This is a genomic window from Microtetraspora sp. NBRC 13810 (genome assembly GCF_030268685.1).
GTDB lineage: Bacteria > Actinomycetota > Actinomycetes > Streptosporangiales > Streptosporangiaceae > BSRQ01.
The window spans coordinates 218,816-240,073 of record NZ_BSRQ01000005.1 but is presented as its reverse complement, the minus strand read 5'-3'; the positions used below and the strand labels follow the sequence as shown (position 1 = coordinate 240,073).

The following is a 21,258-nucleotide window of genomic DNA, read 5'->3' as shown; positions in this document are numbered from 1 at the left end:
GAGCGATATCGTGCCCCCCTTGCGCTGGACTTCACCCGGTCAGATAGCGCCGATCGCCGATGACGCACGCCTGCCGCAGGTCTGGTGGCAGGCGCTGCCGCTCGACCGCGCCTGCGAGACCGTCGGCACGCCTCAGATCGCGGCCCGGCTCGCCGACCTGTCGATGACCTGCTGGGGTCATCTGATCCTCGGCGACGTCCTGCCCCTGGTCAGGTTCACCGATCCGGCCGAGTCCGCGTTGACGCCCGAGCATCTCGGCCGCGACGTCGTGCACAAGCTCTTCACCGGCGTGCTGGAGCGGCTGCTCGAACCGCCCGGCGAGCGCGCCCCCATCGGCCTGGCCTCCGCGCGCGCGGACCGGCCGCTGCCCGAGCTCATCAACGAGGTGTTCGCCGGGCTGGACGACCGCCAGCGGAGCATCGCCAGGGACCGGCTCTACGCCTCCCAGCGTGCCACGCTGGACGAGCTGGCCCAGCGGTTCTCGGTGACCCGGGAGCGGATCAGGCAGATCGAGCGGGACCTGCGCGACGACGTGGACGGATGGCTGGCCTCGGCCGACGCCGCGCCGCTGGTCGCGCACGTGTCCTGGCTGCGCGGCCGGCTCGGCTCCGCCGTACCGGCCGAGGAGCTCGCGACGGCGGCGCCGTGGCACGGCACCGACCTGCCGTCGTTGCAGATCCCGGCGTGGCGGTTCGTGCGCACGCTGGTCGGCGACTACGACCTGGTGGACGGCTGGCTGGTGGCCGGCGGCGCGGACGAGCTGCGGGAGAAGACCAGGCAGCTGTTCACCGACGGGCCGCGCCCGGTGCGCGAGGCGGTCACCCTCGTGGCCCAGCTCGGCGTCCGGGAGGACGTCGCCGAGCGGTGGCTCGTCTCGGTGCCCAACCTGCGGATGCTGGACGGGCACGTGGTGGCCTGGCCGCGCAGCGTGAACGAGAAGGCCGAGGCGGTCCTCGCGATCGCCGGCGGCCCGCTGACGCCGGAGGAGATCCAGGAGCGCATCGGCGAGGACTACAGCCTGGTCGGCATCCGCAACCAGCTCACCGCGGACGAGCGCTTCCTGCGGGTGGACCGGAACAAGTACGGCCTGACCCGCTGGGGCGGTGAGCAGTATCTCGGCATCCGGGAGATGATCGGCAGGGAGATCGAGCGGGCCGGCGGCGAGGCGTCCGTGAACACCGTGGTGGCCAACCTGACCACCCGCTACGACGTGAGCGAGAGCTCGGTGCGCGCCTACGCGGGCGGCCCCGGCTTCGAGCGCACCCAGCGTGGCTTCATCCGGGTGGCCGGGCACGAGCAGGGCGACTACCAGCCGCGCAGGGACGTCTCGGAGACACGGCGCTGCTTCCGCAGCAGGGACGGCCGCTGGTGGCACCGGGTGGACGTGAACGCCGAGCACCTGCGCGGTTCCGGCTCCCCGCTGCCGACCGGCTTCGCCGCCCACCTCGGCATGGCCCCCGGCGGCCAGCTCACCGCCTCCGCGCCGTCCGGCGACGTGGTGATCAGCTGGCACAACCAGCCGACGATGGGCTCGATCCGGCCGGTGCTGCTGGAGTACGGCGCGCAGGAGGGCGACCACATCTTCCTCACCGTCTCCGACGGCGGCGAACTCCTCACCCGCTTCCTCCAGGCCGCCCTGCCCAGCCTGCCGCCGCTGAACCGCGCCCTGCACCTCATCGGCTACACCGCCCCCGTCGCCTCCGAAGCCGAGGGCATCCGGCTCATCGGCGCCCGGATCGGCCTCCCGGACGGCTCCGCCCGCGACGACGTCCTCGGCCGCCTCCGCGACCGGGGCGACCGGGAGATCCTCGCCTTCCTCGAAGGCCCCTCCTGAGCCGCCCGCCCGCCGCGATCGGTGTGTCCCGGTCGCGGGCGGGCTAGGGTCGGATACATGTTGCGGTTGTACGACACGCGGAGCAGGCAGGTAGAGCCGATCCTCCCGGCGGGCGGGCGCCTGCTGCGGATGTACAGCTGCGGGCCGACGGTCTACCGGCACGCCCACATCGGCAACCTGCGTTCCTACCTGCTGTCCGACCTGATCCGCCGGGTGTGCGAGCGGCGGCGGGTCCGGGTCGAGGTCAGCCAGAACATCACGGACGTGGGCCACCTCGCCGACGACACCGATGCCGACCTGTCCGGCGAGGACAAGGTGCTCGCCCAGTCGCGCAGGGAGGGCCGGTCGCCGTTCGAGCTCGCCCGGTTCTACGAGGACGCGTTCCGGGCCGACGCCGCCGCGCTCAACTTCCGCCCGCCGGAGCACATGCCCCGGGCCAGCGAGACGATCGACCTGATGATCGAGCTGATCGCCAAACTGATCGAGAAGGGCCACGCGTACGCGGACCCGGACGGCTCGGTCTACTTCGACGCCATCTCTTTCCCCACTTACGGCGAGATTTCCGGAAATCGCCTGGACCGGCTTCAGCCCGCTCACCGGATCGAGGGCATCGATCCGCGCAAGCGCTTCCACGCCGACTGGGCCCTGTGGAAGCCCGCCACCGGCGAGATGACCTGGGACGCGCCCTGGGGCCGCGGCTTCCCCGGCTGGCACATCGAGTGCTCCGCCATGTCCCTGCACTTCCTCGGCGAGCGCATCGACGTGCACACCGGCGGCATCGACCTGCGCTTCCCGCATCACGAGGACGAGCGGGCCCAGTCCAACGCGGCCACCGGTCACGACGTGGTCGCCCACTGGGTGCACGGGGAACACCTCCTCTTCGAGGGCCGCAAGATGGCCAAGTCCACCGGCAACGTGGTGCTGCTCTCCGACGTCGTCGCCGCCGGCCTCGACCCGCTGGCCGTACGGCTGGCGCTGATGGAGCACCGCCACCGGCACCAGATGAACCTCACCTGGGACACCCTGCGCGCGGCCGACAAGACGCTGCGGCGCTGGCGGACCCGGGTGGCCGAGTGGGCCGAGACGCCGAGCCGGCCGCTGAGCACCGACCACGTCACCCGGGTCGAGGCGGCCCTGGACGACGACCTCGACACCCCGCTCGCCCTGCGGGTCATGCGCGAGCTGGAGCGCGCGGAGTCCCTGCCGCCCGGCGCCAGGCTGGAGACGTTCCTGCACCTGGACCAGGTGCTCGCCCTGGACCTGTCGGCGGAGATCGGCAAGCTCGGCGCCGCTCCGCTGCCCGCCGGCGCGAGCGCGCTGCTCGAAGAGCGTGAGCGCGCCCGCGCCGCCCGGGACTGGACCGCCTCCGACCGGCTCCGCGGCGAGCTGGCCGCCCTGGGCGTCAGGGTCACCGACACCCCGGAAGGCCAGGTCGCCGCCCCCGAACGCTGAGCGGCCTCAGCGCCCAGGCCGCCGCGGCCGTCCTCGTCGCTCCGGCTCCTAGTCGCTCTGGCCGGCGAAGACCTGGAGCACCTCGCCCTCGCCCTCCCAGCCCGGCCACAGGTCCCGGTGCAGCTTCATGAAGCGCGTGCACCACTCGACCGCCTCCTCCTTGGACCGCACCTCGTAGACGGCGTAGCTGAGGAGCTCCTTCGTCTCGGCGAAGGGGCCGTCGAGCACCTTCAGCTCGCCCGCGGAGACCTCCACGCGGGCGCCCGCCGCGCTCGGCAGCAGGCCGCCGGTGTCGAGCAGCACGCCCGCCCCGGTCGCCTCGTCCCCGAGCTTCATGATCGCGTCCATCAGCTCGGGGGACGGCGGGGTCTCCGGCCGGGCGGCCCTCATCAGTGCCAGGTATCGCATCGTCGCCTCTCCTCGTGGTCCCGGCCGGGCTTCCCGGCCTCCCACCTGTGCGTCGAACGCCGCACGCCGGAATCGACACTCCCGTCCGGACTTTTTTCAGGATCGAGGCGTGAAGCTCACCGGCAGCGACTTCGGGCCGTACATCCAGGGGGAGAAGTGCAGGGGGATCTCCTCCGCGGGGATGGTCAGGCGGATGTCGGGGAGCATGTGCAACACGGTCTTCACCGCGGTGTGCGCGATCAGGCGGGCGGGCGTCCTGGCCGGGCAGGCGTGCGGCCCGGCGCTCCAGGCGAGGTGCGCGCGGTTGCCCTGCTCCTGGGCGGATCCGTCGCCGAGGACGGCCGGATCCTGGTTCGCGCCGGCCACGCCGAGGATCAGCGCGTCGCCCTTCTTGATCATCCGTCCGGCCAGCTCGGTGTCGGCGAGCGCGTAACGCGCGGGCACGTTGCTCACCGGCGGGGTCCGCCACAGCACCTCGTCCAGCGCGTCGTCCACGCCCAGCCGGCCGCCGCGCATGCGGCCGACGAACCGGGAGTCGGTGAGCATCACGCGCAGCGACTGGGAGATCCAGTCGGAGGTGGCCTCCTGGGACACCGAGAGCAGGATCGCCATCGACTGGACGACCTCCTCCTCGTCCCGCAGGTCGGGGTGTTGAAGCAGCCGGGTGGTCAGGTCGTCGGCGGGAGCCGTGGCACGGTCCTGCACCACCCGCCTGAGCAGGCGCTCGAAGCGGCGGTTGCCCTCAAGGGCGTCCTCGGCGCTGCCGAACAGCGCGCGCAGCGAGCTGACCAGCTCGTCGCTCTCCCCCGCGTCGAACCCGAACAGGTCGGCCAGCGCCAGCGACGGGATCACCGTCGCGTACTCGCCCACCAGCTCGGCGTGGCCGCGCTCGACGAACCGGGAGACCAGGCGGGTGCACAGCGCCTCCACCGCACGCCGCATCCGACGTTGGTCGATGGCGGCCACCCCGTCGTCCAGCGGGCGCCGCAGCCGCCGGTGCTCGGCCCCGTCGGCGCCGATCACGTTGGGCCGGTAGAACATCATCGGCCCCAGCGCCGAGTCCGGCGGCACGGTGCCGTCCTGGAAGAGCCGCCAGTTGCGGGCGTCCCGGGAGTACAGGTTCTCCCGGCGGGCGACGGTGAGGATCTCCCGGTAGCCGATCACCAGCCAGGCGGGCACCCCCGGTTCCAGCTCCACCTGGGCGACGCTGCCCCAGTCCTGGCGCAGCCGCTGGAGCACCTTCTCCGGCTCCCTGGTCATCGTGGTGGCCGAGAGCGGCAGCAGGCCGCCGGAGGTGTGCGCGGGGCAGCCTGCGGCCCCGGGGGTGCTGGTCATGAGGTCGTTTCCTGGGGGACGAGAAGGTGGGAGACGTACGCGACGAGGGTGATCAGCGCGTCCAGCGACGAGGCGCGGTCCCGGGCGTCACAGTTGACGATCGGGGTGTGCGGCAACAGGTCGAGCGCCTCGCGCAGCTCCTGCTCGCTGTGCGCGTACGTGTCGGGGAAGTGGTTGACGGCCACCGCGAACGGCATGTCCGTCTGCAGTTCGAGCTGGTTGAGCACGTCGAAGCTGCCTTCGAGGCGCCGGGTGTCGATCAGCACCAGGGCGCCGACCGCGCCCTTCGACAGCCCCGCCCACAGGTTCCAGAACCGCTGCTGGCCGGGGGCGCCGAACAGGTAGAGCGCCGTGCGGGGGCTGATCGTGATCCGGCCGAAGTCCATGGCGACCGTGGTCGTGGTCTTGTGCTGGAGGCCGTCGAGATCGTCGACGCCCACGCTGGCCTGGGTCATCGTCTCCTCGGTGCGCAGCGGCTCGATCTCGCTGACCGAGCCGATCAGCGTCGTCTTGCCCACGCCGAAGTCCCCGAGGATGAGGATCTTGACCGCCTGCTGAACGGTGTCCGGCAGGTACCGTTCACCGGAGTCTGCGAAGACCATCGAGCACCTCCTGCAGGGTGTTGAGGTCGAGACCCGTGGCCTCGGGGATGCTGGGCCGGGCCACCAACCGGCCGGCGTCGACCAGGTCGGAGGCCAGGACGCCGACCACGCTCACCGGCAGTTCCAGATAGGCGGCCGCCTCGACCAGCGACAGCAGCCGCCGGCACATGCGGAGCAGCTCGTGGTGCTGCCGGCTCGTCGTGATGGGGAGCGGCTTGTCCGGATCGACCGCGAGCAACAGGGTGTCGATGCCGATGGTGTTGCGGGACGGCCGGGCCCGGCCGTCCGTGATCACGTAGGCCCGGACCGGGCTGTCGCGGTACTCGTCCCCGCCGCTCATGGCCCGGTGGCCCCACGGGCCGGAGTGCTGTAGTTCCGCTCTCCGATCTTCATCACCTGGACCTGCATCTGGTGGGCGACGAGACCGGGATCGACGACGTCCTCGGTGACCACCACCAGGTGTGACCCCTCACCCGCCGAGCGGGCGAACAGATAGCCGCCCTCGTAACCCACCATGAGCTGGTCCACGGCCCGGTTGCCGGTGCCGAACTCCACGGCCACGCTGTCGCATAGGGACTGGAGTCCCGCGCAGGCCGCCGCCAGCCGGTCCGCGGCGTTCCGTTCCAGGCCCGCGGAGCGCGCTTTCAGCAGGCCGTCGGCGGTGAGCACGATGACGTGCCGCACCCCCTTCACCTTGGTGACCTCGGAGACCATCCAGTCCTGGTTCTGCTGCACGTCGGAAACCTCCGTCATCCCGCGTCGCGGTCGTCGTCGCCTGGGGCGGTCCCCGGCTCCTCCGCGGCCTGCCTGCCGTTGAAGTACGCCTGCATCCAGGCGCTCGCCTGCTCGGGCGTCTGCGCCGGCGGACCCTGCGCGGGCGTGCCCGTACCGGGGCCCGCCCCCGGCGCTGATCCGAGCCCGGGGGGCGTGGTCCCCTGGCCGGGGAGCCCGGTCTCGGCCCGCCGCGCCCGCCGCTCCTCGCGCCGGGAGCGCCGGTGCGGGAGCTGGCGCAGGGCGTCCTCCCCGGTCGCCTCCGCGCCGGTCCCGCGCACGGTCCTGCCCTGCTCCGCCTCGGCGGCGCGCGCCGGCGGCACCGCCCTGTCCTGCGGTCCCTGCTCGGGCAGCCGCGCCGGCGGGGGCACCGGGCTCTGGGCGGGCACCGGACTCTGGGCGGGCGGCGGGGCCTGCCTGGGCAGCGGAGCGGGGGCGGGCAGCGTCGGAGCGGGACCGGAGACGGGGGGCGGCGGGATCGGCGCCGGGCGGCCGGTGTTCGTCCTGGGCAAGGTGGCGGCCGGTACGGTGCCGGCGGGCACCAGGGTCTCCACCGTCTCGGCCGGAACCCGGATCACCACGCGCAGCCCTCCGTACGGCGACTCCATGAGGTCGGCGGTGAAGCCGTACCTGCGGACGTAGCCGCCGATGACGGCCAGGCCGGTCTGCGGGATCTCGCCCACCTCGTCGAGTCCCACCGGGCGGGTTCCGGAGATCACCTCGCGGGCCTTCTCCAGGCTGTGCTCGTCCAGGCCGACGCCGCCGTCGTCGATCTCGATGACCGCGCCGCGCTGCACGTTGCGGACCGCCACCAGCACGTCGGTGGCCGGCGGGGAGCACTGGGTGGCGTTGGCCAGCGCCTCCGCGACCATGTGGATCAGCGGCTCCACCACGGGGGCCGCGGCCGCGGTGTCCGGGTCGCCGGACACCTTGACCCGCTTGTAGGGGACGATCCGGGAGGCCGCCGCCTTGACCACGTCCACCAGGGCCAGCGGCTTGGGCCACTGCTGCCCCGGCCACTCGCCGCACAGCACGGCGAGGCTCTGCGCGAGCCGGCCCTGCTGGGCGGCGGCGTGGTCGACGTACCAGCTCGACTCCAGGACGTCGGGGTTGCCCGTGTGGCGTTCGGCCATCAGGGAGACGGTCTCCTGGATCTGGTGCGAGGAGGTCTGCACCCGCCGGGAGAGCGACACCACGGCGACCCGCAGCGACTCCATCCGCTCGCGCTGCCGCACGCCGGCCGCGCCCATCTCGTCGACGGCCTTGGCCAGCAGCGCGGCGACGGACTTGTCGAGGTACTGGTTCTCCGGCGCGGGCGGCACCTCCGCGGCGTTCACGGCCGCGGGCAACTGCACCTCCACCAGATGCCTGGCCGCCTCCTCGAAGGCCGCGGCGCACGCGTCGGAGTGGGTCCGCCAGCGGATGTCGAGCTGGTGCAGCCGATGCTGGGACGCCTCCTCCCGGCGCTGCGCCTCCAGCCGCAGATCGGCCAGCGCCCGCGTCCCCGCGTCACGCCCCCTGCCGACCCGGGTCATGGCCACGAGGGCGACACCGGCGAGCACCGCGGCGAGCAGGCTCATCCAGCCGGTGTCGAGGCCGAAACCCGCCTCCAGCAGGAACCCGGCGACCAGCAGCACGGCGGCGCCGCCGACCGCGATCCGCGCGGCCGACCACCACGGCGCTGTGTCAGGTCCCGGCCGCTCCGAGGGGGGCGCGGTGACGGGCGATGGAGCTGGGGTCATGACCACCCTCGGACGATAGCGACAAACGGACGGACGATCAGGTCGGCAGCGGGGATAGCACGGGTGAAGCGGCGAACGGGAGGAAACCTATACCCTCCCCCCGGTAATTCGCTCAAGAGAACGCCCGAAAAGGGCCCACCGGCTTAACACCGTACGTCCCAGCTTCAACTGATCAACAGTGAATTATCACTTTTTATCCCCTTTGCGGCATTTATCAATTTATGTCAGGAAGCATCCCGGGAAAGGTTGACTTGGTGTGGTCGGCGGCACCTCAGGCGGGTGCGGTCGTGTGGAAGACTTGACCGGTCACGAAGGGGGCGTCAGGGCCGATGGACACGCTGCGGATCACGAAGCGCAACGCGCACTTCCAGCAGTGGCAGGCGTTGCTGGCCAACCGCACCAAGCGGCAGCGGGCGGGCGAGTTCCTGGTCCAGGGGGTCCGGCCGATCCAGCTCGCCGTGGAGCTCGGCTGGCCGGTCCGCGCGCTGCTCTACGACGCCGGGCGGGAGCTGTCGGGATGGGCGGCCTCGATCCTGGCGCGGGCGGGGGCGCGGCCGGTGGCGATGTCCGCCGAGCTGCTGGGCGAGCTGAGCGGCAAGAGCGACGAGGTGCCCGAGCTGGTGGCCGTGGTCGGGCTGCCCGCCGACGACCTGTCCCGCATCCCGGTGGGCCCGTCGTTCCTCGGCGTGGTGTTCGACCGGCCGACCGGTCCGGGCAACATCGGCACCCTGGTGCGCTCGGTCGACGCGTTCGGCGGCGCCGGAGTGGTCGTCACCGGGCACGCGGCCGACCCGTACGACCCCAAGTCGGTGCGGGCGTCCACCGGCTCGCTCTTCGCGGTGCCGGTGGTGCGGGTGGCCTCGCACCGCGAGGTGCTCCACTGGGTGACCGGGCTGCGGGCCGGCGGCCTGCCGGTGACCGTGGTCGGCACCGACGAGAAGGGCGAGGCCGACCTCGCCGGCCACGACCTGACCGGCCCCACCCTCGTCGTCATCGGCAACGAGACCGGCGGCCTCAGCGCGGGCTGGCGGGAGGCGTGCGACACCATGGCGCGCATCCCGATCACCGGCTCGGCCAGCTCGCTCAACGCCGCCAGCGCCGCCACGGTGGTCCTCTACGAGGCCGCCAGGCAGCGGGCGCTCGGCCGGCCTCAGGCGTAGGGCTTGGTGATGACCTCCATGTTGTGGCCGCTGGGGTCGTCGAAGTAGAACCCCCGGCCGCCGAACAGGTGGTTGATCTCACCCTCCTTGTCATGGTGCGGGTCGGCCCAGTAGGTGATCCCGCGCTCCCTGATCCGATCGAAGATCACGTCGAACTCGGGCTCGGTCACGATGAAGCAGTAGTGGTTGGCCCGGAAGTCGTCGGCGTCCATGTAGTCCAGGGTGACCCCGTTGGCCGTCTCGACCGGCACGAACGGCCCCCACTGCGGCCCGGCTTCCAGCCCCAGGATCCAGGCGATGAACTCCGCCGCCTCCTGTTTGTTCCGGCTCGGCACGATGGTGTGGTTCAGCTCCACGGACATGGGCGTCCTCCCCGGTGTAGGCAACCCTTCATGTACCCGCCCCGGCCGGGCCTTCACCTCAGGAGCCGGGACTCACCGATGGCGAGGTCCCACAGGTCCGCGCGCGGCCTGGCGTGCTCGGCCCATCCCCGCCGGGCCAGCTCGACCGGGGCGAGCAGCGGCTCACCGGACAGCACGAAGGTCCCCCAGTGCATGGTCGCCATCCGCCGCGCCCCCACGTCCAGGCAGCCCTGTACGGCCTGCGCCGGGTCCACGTGGGTCTCGTCCACGAAACCGCGGGACTCGTAGGCGCCCACCGGCATCAACGCCAGGTCGATGCCGGGATACCGCTCACCGATCTCCAGGAACCGCTCGCCGTACGCGGTGTCGCCGGCGAAGTAGATCCGGTGCCCGCCGCCGGAGATCATCCAGCCGCCCCACAGCGTCCTGCAGGTGTCGAAGACGCCGCGCCGGCTCCAGTGGTGGGCGGGCACGAAGTCGAAGGAGAGGCCGCCCAGCGTGGCCCGCTCCCACCAGTCCAGCTCGGCCACCCGCCGGAACCCGCGCCGGGCGAACCACCGCCTGAGCCCGGCGGGCACGAAGAACGGCGTGTTCCGCGGCAACCTGCGCAGGGTCCGGATGTCCAGGTGGTCGTAGTGGTTGTGGCTGATCAGGACGGCGTCCACCGGGGGCAGGTCGCTCCAGGCCACGCCGGGCGGGGTGAGGCGGCGGCGCCGCACGCCGGGGATCCTCGCGGACCACACCGGGTCGGTGAGCACGGTCAGGCCGCCGATGCGCAGCAGGTAGGTGGCGTGGCCGACCCAGGTGACCATCGCCTGGAACGCGGTGACCGGGGTGAGGCCGGACCGGCGTACCGGGATCTGGTCGGCGTCGCCGACGTGCGGGCGGAGTCCGCCGTGCCAGACCGCGCTCAGGGCCTCCCTGAGCTCCGGGAGCGGCGAGGCGAGGCGGTTGCGGAAGCTCCGCGGCCACGTCCGCCGCCGGTCCGGCCGCACCGGAAGCGGCTCGACGCGCGCGAGCCCCCCGGGCCGATCGTCCGATGCCGGGGCTGCCGGTGACGAAGACGCCGGTGCCGGGGCGGCCGGTGCCAGGGACGCCGGTGCCGGGGAGCCCGGTGGTGGGGAACCCGGTGGCGGGGTGGCCGGGGCGGCGGTGGTGGACTGCGGGTGGATCGTCGGCGACATGGGCGCTCCCCCTGGATCATCGGCCGCTCGCCCCCGTGGCGCACGGTGCTCCCGTGAACACTCCGGCCGGCCCCCGGACCGGGGAACCGGACTCACCGCTGATGATCCCCACACACAGAGATTTATGCCTATATGCGGCTATTTCTTGATCCACCAGGGCGATCGCCGCTCGTAGCCGCCCTCGTCCAGGTCGGCCAGCCACTCGAAGAGGTTCCACGAGCCGTGGTGGCCGCAGATCGCCACGGACAGCACGACGGCGAGCACGTACAGCGGGAGCATGAGCACGCCGAGACAGCAGGCGTACTGCGTGGCGTGCCGGGACTCGTGCCGGAGCAGAACCCCGCCGAGGAAGTCCGCGTCGTACTTCGTCAGCACCACGTTGCCCAGCGTGAAAGCCCTGGCCACCGGGAACGGGATGCGGTAGCCGTACGCGAACACCAGGCCGTCCGGGCCGGGGGTGAGCCTGGCGCGGCCCAGCACGGCCACGAGCAGGCCGAGCGGCGTGGAGAGGTTGACGAAGTTGACCACCTGCCGGAACCGCTGCCACCTGGTCATGCCCCGATTGTGAGCCGCACGCGGCCGTCCGGCCAGCACCGGATGGCAGGTCCGTGGCGCGGGGTCCGTGGCGCGGGGTCCGTGGCGCGGGGTCCGTGGCGCGGGGTCCGTGGCGCGGGGTCCGTGGCGCGGGGTCCGTGGCGGGCCGCCGGCTCACCGGCTCCGGGTGATGCCGTGCTCGCGGAGCAGCCAGGAGGTGCCGTGGGACGGCGCGAGCAACACCGCCAGCACAATTACCGCAAAACCACCATAAAGATAGATATATCCGGCGAGGTTGGCCGCGATGACGAGATCGCCCTCGCCCCGCTCCCCGGACAGCACCATCGAGACGAGCATCCACGCCACGCCGGGCACCAGCGCCCCGAGCTTGCCCGCCGTCATCCGCGCCATGCCGTACACCACCGCGAACAGCAGCAGGACCCAGCCGGCCGCCGCGAGCGGGACCGCCCCGAGGTAGAGCGCGTGCTGGAACCCGCCCACCACGGCCATCACCACGCCGAGCACGGCCAGCACCACATAGGCGAGCCCGGTCAGCACCGGGCCCGTCCGGCCCCGCCCGGGCGCGGGCGTGGTGTCGAGATCGGCCACCGTCTCCCCCATGACCTGCAAGGTTAGTGGACACCTCCGAACAGGTCGTCCTCCCGGGCGTGCGGCTCGCCGAGCCCGCCCGCCTCGAAGGGCGCCCCGGCGCCGGGCGCGCCGGGCACTCCGGCGCGCAGGATGAAGTGCTCGACGCCGAGGATCTCCTGCCCGATGCCGTTGGACAGCGCGTACCACGGCGGGGCCACGCTGATCTGGGTGGCGTGCGCGCGCATCGCCGCCGCCTTGGCCGCCAGGTGCGCGCGGGCGTCGATCTCGGTCGTCACGTCCTGGTCCTTGCAGCCGAACGGCAGGTCGGCCACGTCCTGCGGGACGAAGGGGGCGTTCCGCGCCTCGCGCAGCGCGTCGGCCGACCGCGCCAGGACCGACCTGGGCGTGGCCGTGTGGTAGAACTTCGCGATCCGCCACGGCTCCCCGGAGCCGAAGCCGGCGTCCGCGGCCAGCCGGAACGCCCGCCACGACACCCGGTGCGCCTGGATGTGGTCGGGATGGCCGTAGAAGCCGTTCTCGTCGTAGGTGACGAGGACGTGCGGGCGCACCTCGCGGATCACCCGCACCAGCTCGGCCGCCGCCTCGTCGACGTCGGCCTGCCAGAACGCCCGCGGATGGTGGTTCGAGGCCACGCCCATCATGCCCGAGTCGCGGAACCTGCCCGGCCCGCCGAGGAAGCGGTGGTCGGTCACGCCCAGCGCGGCGCAGGCCGCCGCCAGCTCGCCGACGCGGTGCTCGCCGAGCGTGCCCTCCCGGTCGGCGGCGAGATGCGCCAGCTCCTCCGGGATGACCTCGCCCTCCTCACCGAGGGTGCAGGTCACCAGCGCGACGTGCGCGCCCTCCGCCGCGTACCTGGCCATCGTCGCGCCCGTCGTGATCGTCTCATCATCGGGATGGGCGTGTACGAGCAGCAAGCGCCGATCTTTCACGATCCGAGCCTAACGTGGGCAGGTGACGGCACGGCCACGGTGATGTGTTGCTGGCAATATGAGGAGGCATGAGCGAGAGTTTTCCCCGCCTCCACGCCAGGACCCGCCGCTTCACGCTCGGCGTCCCGCGAGGCTTCACCATCGCTCCCGACGGCGGGCGGATCATCTTCCAGCGCGCCAAGGACGGCACCGACCCGGTGAACTGCCTGTGGGAGCTAGACGTCGAGACCGGGGCGGAGCGGCTGATCGTCGACCCGCGCTCGCTCGACGCCGCCGACGAGGACCTGCCGGCCGAGGAGCGCGCCAGGCGTGAGCGCAGCCGCGAGGTGGCCGGCGGCGTCGTCGCCTACTCGACCGACGGAGCCGTCACCGTGGCGGCCTTCACCCTGTCCGGCACGCTGTACGTCACCGACCTCGGCACCGGCGCCACCCGAGAGCTGTCCACCCCCGGCCCGGTCCTCGACCCCCGGGTCTCCCCCGACGGCACACACGTCGCCTACGTGACCGGCGGCGCCCTGCGCGTCAGGGAGCTGGCCTCGGACCGGGACGAGGCGCTGGCCTCCCCCGAGTCCCCGACCGTGACCTACGGCCTGGCCGAGTTCGTCGCCGCCGAGGAGCTGGAGCGGTTCCGGGGCCACTGGTGGGCGCCCTCCGGCCGGGAGCTGCTGGCCGCGCGGGTGGACGAGGAGCCGGTCCAGCTCTGGCACATCGCCGACCCGGCCAACCCGGACCGTCCCGCCGCCGAGCAGCGTTATCCGTCGGCGGGCACGCCCAACGCCGTGGTGGAGCTGTTCGTGCTCGGGCTGGACGGGTCGCGGGTGGCGGTGCCGTACGAGCACGAGTACGTCGTGACCGCGGCCTGGGACGCGCACGGCCTGTCGATCGTCACGCTGTCCCGCGACCAGCGGACCATGCGGGTGCTCGACGCCGACCCGGCGACCGGGGCCACCACGGTGGTCCGCGAGGACACCGATCCCGCCTGGGTGGACATCACGCCCGGCGTGCCCGCGCACCTAACGGACGGCCGGCCGGTCTGGGTGACCAACGCGGACGGCGGCCGGCGGCTGCTGATCGGCGGCGAGCCGGTCACCCCGCCCTCCCTCTACGTGCGGTCCGTCGCGAGCGTGGACGGCGATACCGTGCTGTTCCGGGCGAGCGGCGGCGACCCGTCCGAGATCCACCTGTGGACCTGGGCCGACGGCTCGATCACCCCGCTGACCTCCGGCTCCGGCGTGTACAACGGGCAGCTGGCCGCCGGGGTGACCGTCGTGACCGCGCAGACCCTCGACGGCGAGGGCGTCGTCACCACGGTCCGCCGGCCCGGCGGGGACACCCGGCCCGTGCGCTCGCTGGCCGCGCGTCCCGGCCTGGAGCTGCGCGTCTCACTGCTCAGGACCGGCGAGCGGGAGCTGTCCACCGCCGTCCTGCTCCCGTCCTGGCACGAGCCCGGCTCCCGGCGCCTGCCCGTCCTGATGGACCCGTACGGCGGGCCGCACGCCCAGCGCGTGCTGGCCGCCAATGGCACGTTCCTGACCAGTCAGTGGTTCGCCGAGCAGGGCTTCGCGGTGGTCGTGGCCGACGGCCGGGGCACCCCCGGCCGGAGCCCGGCCTTCGAGCGGACCGTGCGGCACGACCTCGCCACGCCCGTCCTGGAGGACCAGGTGGACGCGCTGCGCGGCGCGGCCGAGCGTCACCCCGGCGACCTCGACCTCGACCGGGTCGCCATCCGCGGCTGGTCCTTCGGCGGCTTCCTCGCCGCGCTCGCCGTGCTGCGCCGGCCCGACGTCTTCCACGCGGCGATCGCCGGCGCGCCGGTGACCGACTGGCGCCTCTACGACACCGCCTACACCGAGCGCTACCTCGGCGACCCGGCGGAGGACCCGGCCAGGTACGAGCGGTCGAGCCTGCTCGCCGACGCGGGCAAGCTCGACCGTCCGCTGCTGCTCATCCACGGCCTGGCCGACGACAACGTGGTGGCCGCGCACACGTTGCGGCTGTCGTCGGCGCTGCTGGCCGCGGGCCGCCCGCACAGCGTGCTGCCGCTGTCGGGCGTCACCCACATGACCCCTCAGGAGGTCGTGGCCGAGAACCTGCTGCTGCTCCAGGTGGACTTCCTGAAGAAGGCGCTCACCTGACCCCGTGCCAGGAGTCCCAGAGGGCGGCGTAGGAGCCGCCCTCCGCGACGAGGTCGTCGTGTGAGCCCAGCTCGCTGATCCGGCCGTCCTCCACGACCGCGACCCGGTCGGCGTCGTGCGCGGTGTAGAGCCGGTGCGCGATGGCGATCACGGTACGGCCGTGCAGGACGGCCGCGAGGGAACGCTCCAGGTGCCTGGCCGCCCTCGGGTCGATCAGCGAGGTCGCCTCGTCCAGAACCAGCGTGTGCGGGTCGGCGAGCACCAGCCGGGCCAGCGCGATCTGCTGGGCCTGGGCGGGCGACACGGCCGCGCCGTTCGACCCGACGACGGTGTCCAGCCCGTCGGGCAGCCCTTCGGCCCACTCCCAGGCGTCCACCGCGCGCAGGGCCTCGATGATCCGCTCGTCGTCGGCGTCCGGCCTGGCGATCAGCAGGTTGTCCCGCAGGGTGCCGCGGAAGACGTGGTGCTCCTGGGTCACCAGGGCCACGTGGCCACGCAGGTCACCGAGCGGCAGGTCCACCAGCGGCACGCCGCCCACCGCCACCTCGCCGGTGCGCGGCCCGTGGATGCCCGCGAGCAGCCGGCCCAGCGTCGACTTGCCCGCCCCCGACGGCCCCACCATCGCCAGCCGCTCGCCGGGCGCGACCGTCAGATCGACGCCGTGCAGCACGTCGTGGCCCTCCCGGTAGGCGTAGCGCACATCGGCGGCGGCCAGGTCCTCGCCGTCGGGCCGCGCCGAACCCGCCACCCGGTCGTCGGGCACGTCGGCCACGCCGAGCAGCCTGGCCATCGCCGCCCCGCCCACCTGGAGCTCGTCCATCCAGCTCAGCAACCGGTCCAGCGGGTCGATGAGCTGCTGCACGTAGAGCGTGGCCGTGGTCACCTGGGCGATGGTCACCCAGTCCTCGATGTAGAACAGGCCGCCGACGAAGAGCGTGGTCACCACCGGGATCACGTAGCCGATCTCCACCGAGGGGAACCAGACGGTGCGCAGGCCCAGCGTGTACCGCTCGGCCCGCCAGGAGGTGGCGATGTCGCGGTCTGTGCGCGCGTGCCGCCGGGCCGCGAGTCCCAGCGCCTCGACGGTCCGCGCCCCCTCGACGGTCTCGGCCAGCCCTTCGGTCATGTCCGCGTACGCGGCGTTCTCCCGCAGGTAACCGTCCCTGGCCCGGCTGAGGTACCACCGGGTGGAGAACCACAGCAGCGGCACGGCGATCAGGCCCGGCAGCACCAACAGCGGGCCGTTCAGGATGAGCGCGCCCACCACGAAGACACCGGTGACCACGGCGATCAGCGTCTCGGGCACGGCGTGCCGTACCGACCGGGACAGCGCGTCCGCGTCCCGTGAGGTGCGGGTGATCAGGTCGCCGGATCCGGCGCTCTCCACGGTGGACAGCGGCAGGGCGAGCACCTGGTCGACGAACTCCTCGCGCAGCTCGGCGAGCACCTTCTCGCCGAGCCGGGAGGACGCGTAGACCGCGCACCCGATCAGCACGGACTGGACGACCATGAAGGCGCCGATGGCCAGGGCGACCCCGGCGACGTCGACCGCCGCCTGCGTGCGGACGTCCTGCACCAGGTCGCCGAGCAGGCGCGGCGCGGCCAGTCCGGAGACCGCCGCCAGGCCGTGCAGGCCGAGCGCCGTGCCCAGCTCGCGCGGGTACTTCAACACCAGCCGCCGGGCGTAGGAGCGCACCTGTGCCCGGTCGGCGACCGGCAGGATCTGCCTGGCCATGTCAGCCCTCTTCTCTGGTCACGGTCGCCCGGTAGCGGGGCTCGGCGGCGAGCAGTTCCCTGTGGGTGCCCTCGGCGCGCACGACGCCGTCCGCGACGTAGATCACGTGGTCGGTCTGGTCGAGCACCAGCGGGCTGGTCGTGCACACGACCGTGGTACGGCCCGAGCGCGCCTTGGCGAGCCGGTCGGCGATGCGCGCCTCGCTGTGCGCGTCGACCGCGCTGGTCGGCTCGACCAGGATGAGCACCTCGGCGTTCGCGAGCAGCGCCCTGGCCAGCCTGAGCCGCTGGCGCTGGCCGCCGGAGAACTCCCTGCCGGACTCCGCCACGACGGAGTCCAGGCCGTCCGGGAGCGCGTCGATGATGTCCTCGGCGCCGGCGGCGTGCAGCGCCGCGCGCATCTCCTCCGCCGAGGCGGTGCCGAGCACGTCGAGCTCGTCGCGCAGCCGTCCGGCGAACAGCGCGGCGTTGTTGTCGGCGACCAGGATCCGCCGGCGCACCTCGGCCACCGGCAGCCCGGCCAGCGGGACGCCGCCGAAGGTGACGTCGCCGTCGGTGTAGCGGCCGAGCCGGTTGGCGATCTCGATGGCGTCCTCGGGGGTGCCGGCCGCGATCGCGGTGAACGCGCCGGGCCGCACGGTCACCCCGGACGCGGCGTCCGCCAGCGGGCCGCCCCGGACCCGGGAGGTGCCGCCGCCGATCTCCGGCTCCAGGCCGAGGATGCGCACCACGCGGCGGGCGGCGACGTGGCCCTTGGTCAGCTTGTCGGCCGCCTCGGTCAGCGTGCGCAGCGGTGCGATCAGGAAGACCGCGTAGCCGTAGAACGCGACGAGTTCGCCGGGGGTGATCTCGCCGCGCTGGGCGAAGGTGGCGCCGAGCCAGGTCACGCCGGCCACCAGCAGGCCGGGCAGCAGGATCTGGGCGCCTTCGAGCACCGACTCGACCACGGCCACCCGCACGCCGGCGTGCCGTACCCGCTGGGACTCGTCCCGGTAGCGGCCGGCGAAGACCTGCTCGCCGCCGATGCCGCGCAGCACCCGCAGGCCGGACACGATGTCGGCGGCCCGGCTGGACAGGTCGCCCTGGAGGTCGCGCTGGCGGTGCTGGCGGCGGTGCAGCGGCTTGAGCATCGGGCTGAGGGCCAGCATCATCACCGGCACGCCCACCAGCACGATCAGTCCGAGCGGCGGCGAGGTGCCGAGGAGGATGACGGTGACCGCGACGATGGCGATGATCGCGCCGGTGCCGCGGAGCAGGATGTCCATGGCGTTGCCGATGTGCGCGATATCACTGTTGCCGACGCTGACGACCTCGCCGGTGGACAGCCGCTTGGGCAGGGTGGCGCCGAGGCGGGTGGCCTGCCTGACGGTCACCTGGACCGTGCTGTAGGCGGCGGCCAGCCAGTTGTAGACGGCCAGCCGGTGGCGCATCACGCCGAAGGCCGCCTGCCCGACACCCAGCACGAGCAGCACTCCCGCCCATTCGGCCAGGGCACGGACGTCCCGCGCGTCGATCGCGTCGACGGCCGCGCCGACGACCCACGGGACGAGTGCCTGGCCGAGCCACCATAAGGTCGCGAAACCGACGCCGAGGGCCAGGGGGCCCGCCTGGCTGCGGGCTACCCAGGTGAGGTAGCGGATGGGTCCACGGGCGTCGGGCGTGCCGGGATCGGCGACTGGTAGCGAGCGCATAGCACCCTCCAGCCTGGCAAATCCGGTCCTGGCCGACAACTTGAATTCGGCGCGATGTCAACCAGGGTTGACATCGCCTCGGCGTCAACCTACATTGACATCTATGAGCGATACAGCGCAACTGGCCTCCGACGCCAGCAGCCGCGACCCGGCGATCGGCCTGCGCGCCGTGCGGGCGCTGCGCACGCTGGTGGAACGACTGGAGGCACTCCAGGTGGACAACGCCCGCGAGATGGGCTGGTCCTGGCAGGAGATCGCGACCCATCTGGGCGTGACCCGCCAGGCGGTGCACAAGAAGTACGCGGGCGGCCGTGGACTACTGAGAAGGAAGGACTGACCGATGTTCGAGCGGTTCACCACGGCGGCCAGGCACGTGGTCACCGAGGCCCAGGTGGAGTCGCGGGCGCTGCGCCACGGCCACATCGGCACGGAGCACCTCCTGCTCGCCCTGCTCCGGGCCACCGACCGCCCGCCCGCCCGGATCCTGGGCGAGCTGGGCCTCACCCACGCGGAGGCGACCGCCGCGATCCTGCGATATGTCGGCTCCGACGACCTCGACGCCGACGCCCTCGGCTCGATCGGCATCGACCTCGGCGCCGTACGGGAGAAGATCGAGGAGACCTTCGGCCCCGGCGCCCTCGACCGTCCCCGTGGCGCCCGCCGGTCACCGACCGGGCACATCCCCTTCAACCCGCGCGCCAAGAAGGCCCTGGAGCTCTCCCTGCGCGAGGCCCTCCGCCTCAAGCACAAGCACATCGCCGACGGCCACATCCTGCTCGGCATCCTGCGCGAGGGCGAGGGCCTGGCCATGAAGATCATCGTCGAGAAGGGCATCGCCCCGGAAACCGTCCGCACCCACCTCCTTCCCCACCTCATCGACCGCTCCTGACTGACCGCCCCCGGCGGGACCCAGGTCCAGCCCGGCGGCGCGGCACAGGCCGAGAGCCGCTCCGGGTGGGCGCCGGCGGTGTTGCCGCCGCCCCGCCTGATCGCCGGGTCCGCGACGAGACCCGCCACGTAGGCCACGGGTGCGGCGATCAGGCGGAGCACGGGCCCGGCCGCCTTCCCCCCGGGCGGCGGATGGCCCTTCCACAGCCCCACTGACAGGCGTTCCACCAGCTCAGAGGACGTCCAACGATATAAATATCCGTTTAGTTGACAACTCGCACCGGCGGGTGGTTCCCTGACTGAGAGCTATTGAGTGAGTATTCATTTGGAGGTTCGCACATGTCCGCCGACGACAAGGTCTTCCTGGTCACCGGAAGCGCACGCGGCCTGGGGCGGCACATCGCCGAGGCGGTGCTCGGCGCCGGGCACCGCCTGGTCGCCGCCGCCCGCACGCCGGAGCGGCTCGCCGACCTCACGACGAAGTACGGCGAGCGAATTCACCCCGTCGTGCTGGACGTCACCGACGCGGAGGCGGCGGAGGCGGCGGTGCGGGCGGCCGTCGAGACGTTCGGCCGGCTCGACGTGGTGGTGAACAACGCCGGCTACGCCGACCTGGCCTCCCTGGAGGACATCACCCCGGAGGGCTTCCGGGCCCAGATCGAGACCAACCTGTTCGGCGTCGTCAACGTGTCCAAGGCGGCCGTGCCGGTGCTGCGCGCGCAGGGGTCCGGGCACATCATCCAGATCTCGTCCGTGGGCGGGCGGGTGACGACGCCGGGGCTGTCCGCCTACCAGGCCGCCAAGTGGGCGGTCGGCGGGTTCTCCGAGGCGCTCGCCCAGGAGGTGGGCCCGCTGGGCGTCAAGGTCACCGTGCTGGAGCCGGGCGGCATGCGCACCGACTGGGCCGGGGCGTCCATGACGATCCCGCCGGTCGGCGAGCCGTACGAGGGGACGGTGGGGGCCATCGCGCGGCTGCTGCGGTCCGGCACCGGCAACGCGGCGGGCGACCCCGCCAAGGTCGCGCAGGTCGTGCTGACCGTGGCCGGGCTGGCGGAGCCGCCGGTGCGGCTCCTCCTCGGCACGGACGCCTACGCCTACGGCACCGCCGTCGCGCGGGCCCGCGCGGAGGAGGACGCCCGCTGGCACGACCTGACCGTCAGCACCGACCACGACGACGTGACCGCCGCCGAGCTTGACCCACTCAGCCAGAAAGCGTGACGTTCCCGGCCCGCCACGGAACGTTACGTGAACCTCCGGTGGGGTAACGCAAAGCTGAGCCGTCTCACAGGAGGAACGATGCGCCGCACCGTCACGTCGTTCACGATCGCACTGGCCGCCACCACCGCCGCGGGCTGCGGGGCGGGCGGCACGGCGGGGCCGCCGGGCGTCGAGGCGTCCCGCTCGCCCACCACCGCCCGGCCGAACCCGCCGGCGCCCACCACCGCCCGGCCGAACCCGCCGGCGCCCACCCCCACCTCCACGTCCTCCGTGCCCGCGGCGGACTCCCCGCCGGCGCCCGGCACGGGCGAGCTGCCGGCCGCGTCCGACGGCGACGACCTGCGCAGCTGCGCCGACGGGCGGTGCGAGGTTCTCGTGTCGGCGCAGGACGAGATCGACTTCTCCCGGCCGGTGGGCGTCGAGGTCATGCGGGTGGAGTCGATCGAGGACGGCCGGGTCACGGTGGTCGGCACCGGACCGGGGATCATGCTGACCCTCGGCGGGCAGGCCCCGGGCAAGACGTCGATCATGAACTCGGTGGCCGTGACCGTCGTCGCGGTGGACGGCGACATGGCGGTCCTGCGCCTCGGCCCCAGATAGGTCCCGGAGAAACGGGTCCGGAGCCCGGAAACCCCCGGTGCGCACCAGCGGTCACCGGGGGTGGCGG

The 21,258-nt window shown here is 73.0% G+C and carries 21 protein-coding genes; 8 read left to right on the top strand and 13 right to left on the bottom strand.

Features of this window, described 5'->3' with window-relative positions; all coding sequences use genetic code 11:
• The first annotated feature begins 10 nt into the window (after nt 1-10).
• Both QSK26_RS12890 and cysS read left to right on the top strand, forming a co-directional pair.
• Nucleotides 11-1,834 carry a sigma factor-like helix-turn-helix DNA-binding protein gene (locus tag QSK26_RS12890; protein WP_285775314.1) on the top strand — a complete coding sequence of 608 codons (1,824 nt, stop codon included), beginning with the start codon at nt 11-13 and terminating at the stop codon, nt 1,832-1,834.
• A gap of 57 nt (nt 1,835-1,891) precedes the next feature.
• Nucleotides 1,892-3,286 carry a cysteine--tRNA ligase gene (gene cysS, locus QSK26_RS12885; protein ID WP_285775313.1) on the top strand — a complete coding sequence of 465 codons (1,395 nt, stop codon included), beginning with the start codon at nt 1,892-1,894 and terminating at the stop codon, nt 3,284-3,286.
• 48 nt (nt 3,287-3,334) lie between these two features.
• On the opposite strand, the gene QSK26_RS12880 is transcribed toward cysS, so the two are convergent.
• The 6 genes from QSK26_RS12880 to QSK26_RS12855 all read right to left on the bottom strand — a co-directional run bounded on the left by QSK26_RS12880 (nt 3,335) and on the right by QSK26_RS12855 (nt 8,144).
• Nucleotides 3,335-3,694, bottom strand: coding sequence for a YciI family protein (locus QSK26_RS12880; protein ID WP_285775312.1), 360 nt, complete (start codon nt 3,692-3,694; stop codon nt 3,335-3,337).
• A gap of 96 nt (nt 3,695-3,790) precedes the next feature.
• Complete coding sequence (locus tag QSK26_RS12875) at nt 3,791-5,029, bottom strand: cytochrome P450 (RefSeq protein ID WP_285775311.1); 1,239 nt, start codon at nt 5,027-5,029, stop codon at nt 3,791-3,793.
• The gene (locus tag QSK26_RS12870) at nt 5,026-5,631 is read right to left on the bottom strand and encodes a GTP-binding protein (RefSeq protein WP_285775310.1); all 606 of its coding nucleotides are present in this window, start codon (nt 5,629-5,631) and stop codon (nt 5,026-5,028) included. Before QSK26_RS12870 ends, QSK26_RS12875 begins: the two co-directional genes overlap by 4 nt.
• Entirely contained in the window at nt 5,609-5,971 is a 363-nt protein-coding gene (locus QSK26_RS12865) for a DUF742 domain-containing protein (protein WP_285775309.1), read from the bottom strand. Before QSK26_RS12865 ends, QSK26_RS12870 begins: the two co-directional genes overlap by 23 nt.
• The gene (locus tag QSK26_RS12860; protein ID WP_285775308.1) at nt 5,968-6,384 is read right to left on the bottom strand and encodes a roadblock/LC7 domain-containing protein; all 417 of its coding nucleotides are present in this window, start codon (nt 6,382-6,384) and stop codon (nt 5,968-5,970) included. Before QSK26_RS12860 ends, QSK26_RS12865 begins: the two co-directional genes overlap by 4 nt.
• Nucleotides 6,381-8,144, bottom strand: coding sequence for an ATP-binding protein (locus QSK26_RS12855; RefSeq protein ID WP_285775307.1), 1,764 nt, complete (start codon nt 8,142-8,144; stop codon nt 6,381-6,383). The genes QSK26_RS12860 and QSK26_RS12855 overlap by 4 nt, the downstream gene beginning before the upstream one ends.
• Nucleotides 8,145-8,473: 329 nt before the next feature.
• Here QSK26_RS12855 and QSK26_RS12850 point away from each other — a divergent pair, with 329 nt between their 5' ends.
• Nucleotides 8,474-9,304: a TrmH family RNA methyltransferase gene (locus QSK26_RS12850; RefSeq protein WP_285775306.1), complete on the top strand. Its 831-nt coding sequence runs from the start codon at nt 8,474-8,476 to the stop codon at nt 9,302-9,304.
• Here the strand turns inward: QSK26_RS12850 and QSK26_RS12845 are convergent.
• From QSK26_RS12845 to mshB, 5 genes are all read right to left on the bottom strand, one after another.
• Nucleotides 9,295-9,666, bottom strand: a complete 372-nt coding sequence (locus QSK26_RS12845) for a VOC family protein (RefSeq protein WP_285775305.1) — start codon at nt 9,664-9,666, stop codon at nt 9,295-9,297. The genes QSK26_RS12850 and QSK26_RS12845 overlap by 10 nt on opposite strands.
• Nucleotides 9,667-9,719: 53 nt before the next feature.
• Entirely contained in the window at nt 9,720-10,661 is a 942-nt protein-coding gene (locus tag QSK26_RS12840) for an MBL fold metallo-hydrolase (protein WP_285775304.1), read from the bottom strand.
• 327 nt (nt 10,662-10,988) lie between these two features.
• A complete protein-coding gene (locus tag QSK26_RS12835) occupies nt 10,989-11,405 on the bottom strand; it encodes a hypothetical protein (RefSeq protein WP_285775303.1) in 417 nt (138 codons plus the stop codon).
• 153 nt (nt 11,406-11,558) lie between these two features.
• Nucleotides 11,559-12,005, bottom strand: coding sequence for a DUF6113 family protein (locus QSK26_RS12830; protein WP_285775302.1), 447 nt, complete (start codon nt 12,003-12,005; stop codon nt 11,559-11,561).
• A gap of 11 nt (nt 12,006-12,016) precedes the next feature.
• On the bottom strand, nt 12,017-12,925 hold the full coding sequence (gene mshB, locus QSK26_RS12825; protein ID WP_285775301.1) for an N-acetyl-1-D-myo-inositol-2-amino-2-deoxy-alpha-D-glucopyranoside deacetylase: 909 nt from the start codon (nt 12,923-12,925) through the stop codon (nt 12,017-12,019).
• A 68-nt stretch (nt 12,926-12,993) separates the two neighbouring features.
• On the opposite strand from mshB, the gene QSK26_RS12820 reads away from it, so the two are divergent.
• Nucleotides 12,994-15,060, top strand: coding sequence for a S9 family peptidase (locus tag QSK26_RS12820; protein WP_285775300.1), 2,067 nt, complete (start codon nt 12,994-12,996; stop codon nt 15,058-15,060).
• Here the strand turns inward: QSK26_RS12820 and QSK26_RS12815 are convergent.
• Together QSK26_RS12815 and QSK26_RS12810 are read right to left on the bottom strand one after the other, a co-directional pair.
• Complete coding sequence (locus tag QSK26_RS12815) at nt 15,053-16,795, bottom strand: ABC transporter ATP-binding protein (protein WP_285775299.1); 1,743 nt, start codon at nt 16,793-16,795, stop codon at nt 15,053-15,055. The two genes, QSK26_RS12820 and QSK26_RS12815, sit on opposite strands and share 8 nt — an antisense overlap.
• A 1-nt stretch (nt 16,796) precedes the next feature.
• The gene (locus QSK26_RS12810; protein WP_285775298.1) at nt 16,797-18,485 is read right to left on the bottom strand and encodes an ABC transporter ATP-binding protein; all 1,689 of its coding nucleotides are present in this window, start codon (nt 18,483-18,485) and stop codon (nt 16,797-16,799) included.
• Between the two features lie 103 nt (nt 18,486-18,588).
• Here QSK26_RS12810 and QSK26_RS12805 point away from each other — a divergent pair, with 103 nt between their 5' ends.
• The 4 genes from QSK26_RS12805 (at nt 18,589) to QSK26_RS12790 (ending at nt 21,191) form a co-directional block, all read left to right on the top strand.
• Entirely contained in the window at nt 18,589-18,822 is a 234-nt protein-coding gene (locus tag QSK26_RS12805; protein ID WP_285775297.1) for a helix-turn-helix domain-containing protein, read from the top strand.
• A 3-nt stretch (nt 18,823-18,825) separates the two neighbouring features.
• On the top strand, nt 18,826-19,374 hold the full coding sequence (locus QSK26_RS12800; RefSeq protein WP_285775296.1) for a Clp protease N-terminal domain-containing protein: 549 nt from the start codon (nt 18,826-18,828) through the stop codon (nt 19,372-19,374).
• Nucleotides 19,375-19,712: 338 nt separating this feature from the next.
• Nucleotides 19,713-20,591 (top strand): SDR family NAD(P)-dependent oxidoreductase, encoded by an 879-nt coding sequence (locus tag QSK26_RS12795; RefSeq protein ID WP_285775295.1) that lies wholly within the window; start codon nt 19,713-19,715, stop codon nt 20,589-20,591.
• 78 nt (nt 20,592-20,669) lie between these two features.
• On the top strand, nt 20,670-21,191 hold the full coding sequence (locus tag QSK26_RS12790) for a hypothetical protein (RefSeq protein WP_285775294.1): 522 nt from the start codon (nt 20,670-20,672) through the stop codon (nt 21,189-21,191).
• The last annotated feature ends 67 nt before the right edge of the window (nt 21,192-21,258 follow it).

Excerpts from the sequence above, each read along its gene's own strand:
- QSK26_RS12800 (WP_285775296.1), top strand. The coding sequence starts at position 18,826 with ATGTTCGAGCGGTTCACCACGGCGGCCAGGCACGTGGTCACCGAGGCC.
- QSK26_RS12845 (WP_285775305.1), bottom strand. The coding sequence starts at position 9,666 with ATGTCCGTGGAGCTGAACCACACCATCGTGCCGAGCCGGAACAAACAG.
- QSK26_RS12805 (WP_285775297.1), top strand. The coding sequence starts at position 18,589 with ATGAGCGATACAGCGCAACTGGCCTCCGACGCCAGCAGCCGCGACCCG.
- QSK26_RS12850 (WP_285775306.1), top strand. The coding sequence starts at position 8,474 with ATGGACACGCTGCGGATCACGAAGCGCAACGCGCACTTCCAGCAGTGG.
- QSK26_RS12865 (WP_285775309.1), bottom strand. The coding sequence starts at position 5,971 with ATGAGCGGCGGGGACGAGTACCGCGACAGCCCGGTCCGGGCCTACGTG.
- QSK26_RS12795 (WP_285775295.1), top strand. The coding sequence starts at position 19,713 with ATGTCCGCCGACGACAAGGTCTTCCTGGTCACCGGAAGCGCACGCGGC.
- cysS (WP_285775313.1), top strand. The coding sequence starts at position 1,892 with ATGTTGCGGTTGTACGACACGCGGAGCAGGCAGGTAGAGCCGATCCTC.
- QSK26_RS12860 (WP_285775308.1), bottom strand. The coding sequence starts at position 6,384 with ATGACGGAGGTTTCCGACGTGCAGCAGAACCAGGACTGGATGGTCTCC.
- QSK26_RS12790 (WP_285775294.1), top strand. The coding sequence starts at position 20,670 with ATGCGCCGCACCGTCACGTCGTTCACGATCGCACTGGCCGCCACCACC.
- QSK26_RS12835 (WP_285775303.1), bottom strand. The coding sequence starts at position 11,405 with ATGACCAGGTGGCAGCGGTTCCGGCAGGTGGTCAACTTCGTCAACCTC.
- QSK26_RS12855 (WP_285775307.1), bottom strand. The coding sequence starts at position 8,144 with ATGACCCCAGCTCCATCGCCCGTCACCGCGCCCCCCTCGGAGCGGCCG.
- QSK26_RS12830 (WP_285775302.1), bottom strand. The coding sequence starts at position 12,005 with ATGGGGGAGACGGTGGCCGATCTCGACACCACGCCCGCGCCCGGGCGG.
- QSK26_RS12815 (WP_285775299.1), bottom strand. The coding sequence starts at position 16,795 with ATGGCCAGGCAGATCCTGCCGGTCGCCGACCGGGCACAGGTGCGCTCC.
- QSK26_RS12870 (WP_285775310.1), bottom strand. The coding sequence starts at position 5,631 with ATGGTCTTCGCAGACTCCGGTGAACGGTACCTGCCGGACACCGTTCAG.
- QSK26_RS12810 (WP_285775298.1), bottom strand. The coding sequence starts at position 18,485 with ATGCGCTCGCTACCAGTCGCCGATCCCGGCACGCCCGACGCCCGTGGA.
- QSK26_RS12875 (WP_285775311.1), bottom strand. The coding sequence starts at position 5,029 with ATGACCAGCACCCCCGGGGCCGCAGGCTGCCCCGCGCACACCTCCGGC.
- QSK26_RS12820 (WP_285775300.1), top strand. The coding sequence starts at position 12,994 with ATGAGCGAGAGTTTTCCCCGCCTCCACGCCAGGACCCGCCGCTTCACG.
- QSK26_RS12880 (WP_285775312.1), bottom strand. The coding sequence starts at position 3,694 with ATGCGATACCTGGCACTGATGAGGGCCGCCCGGCCGGAGACCCCGCCG.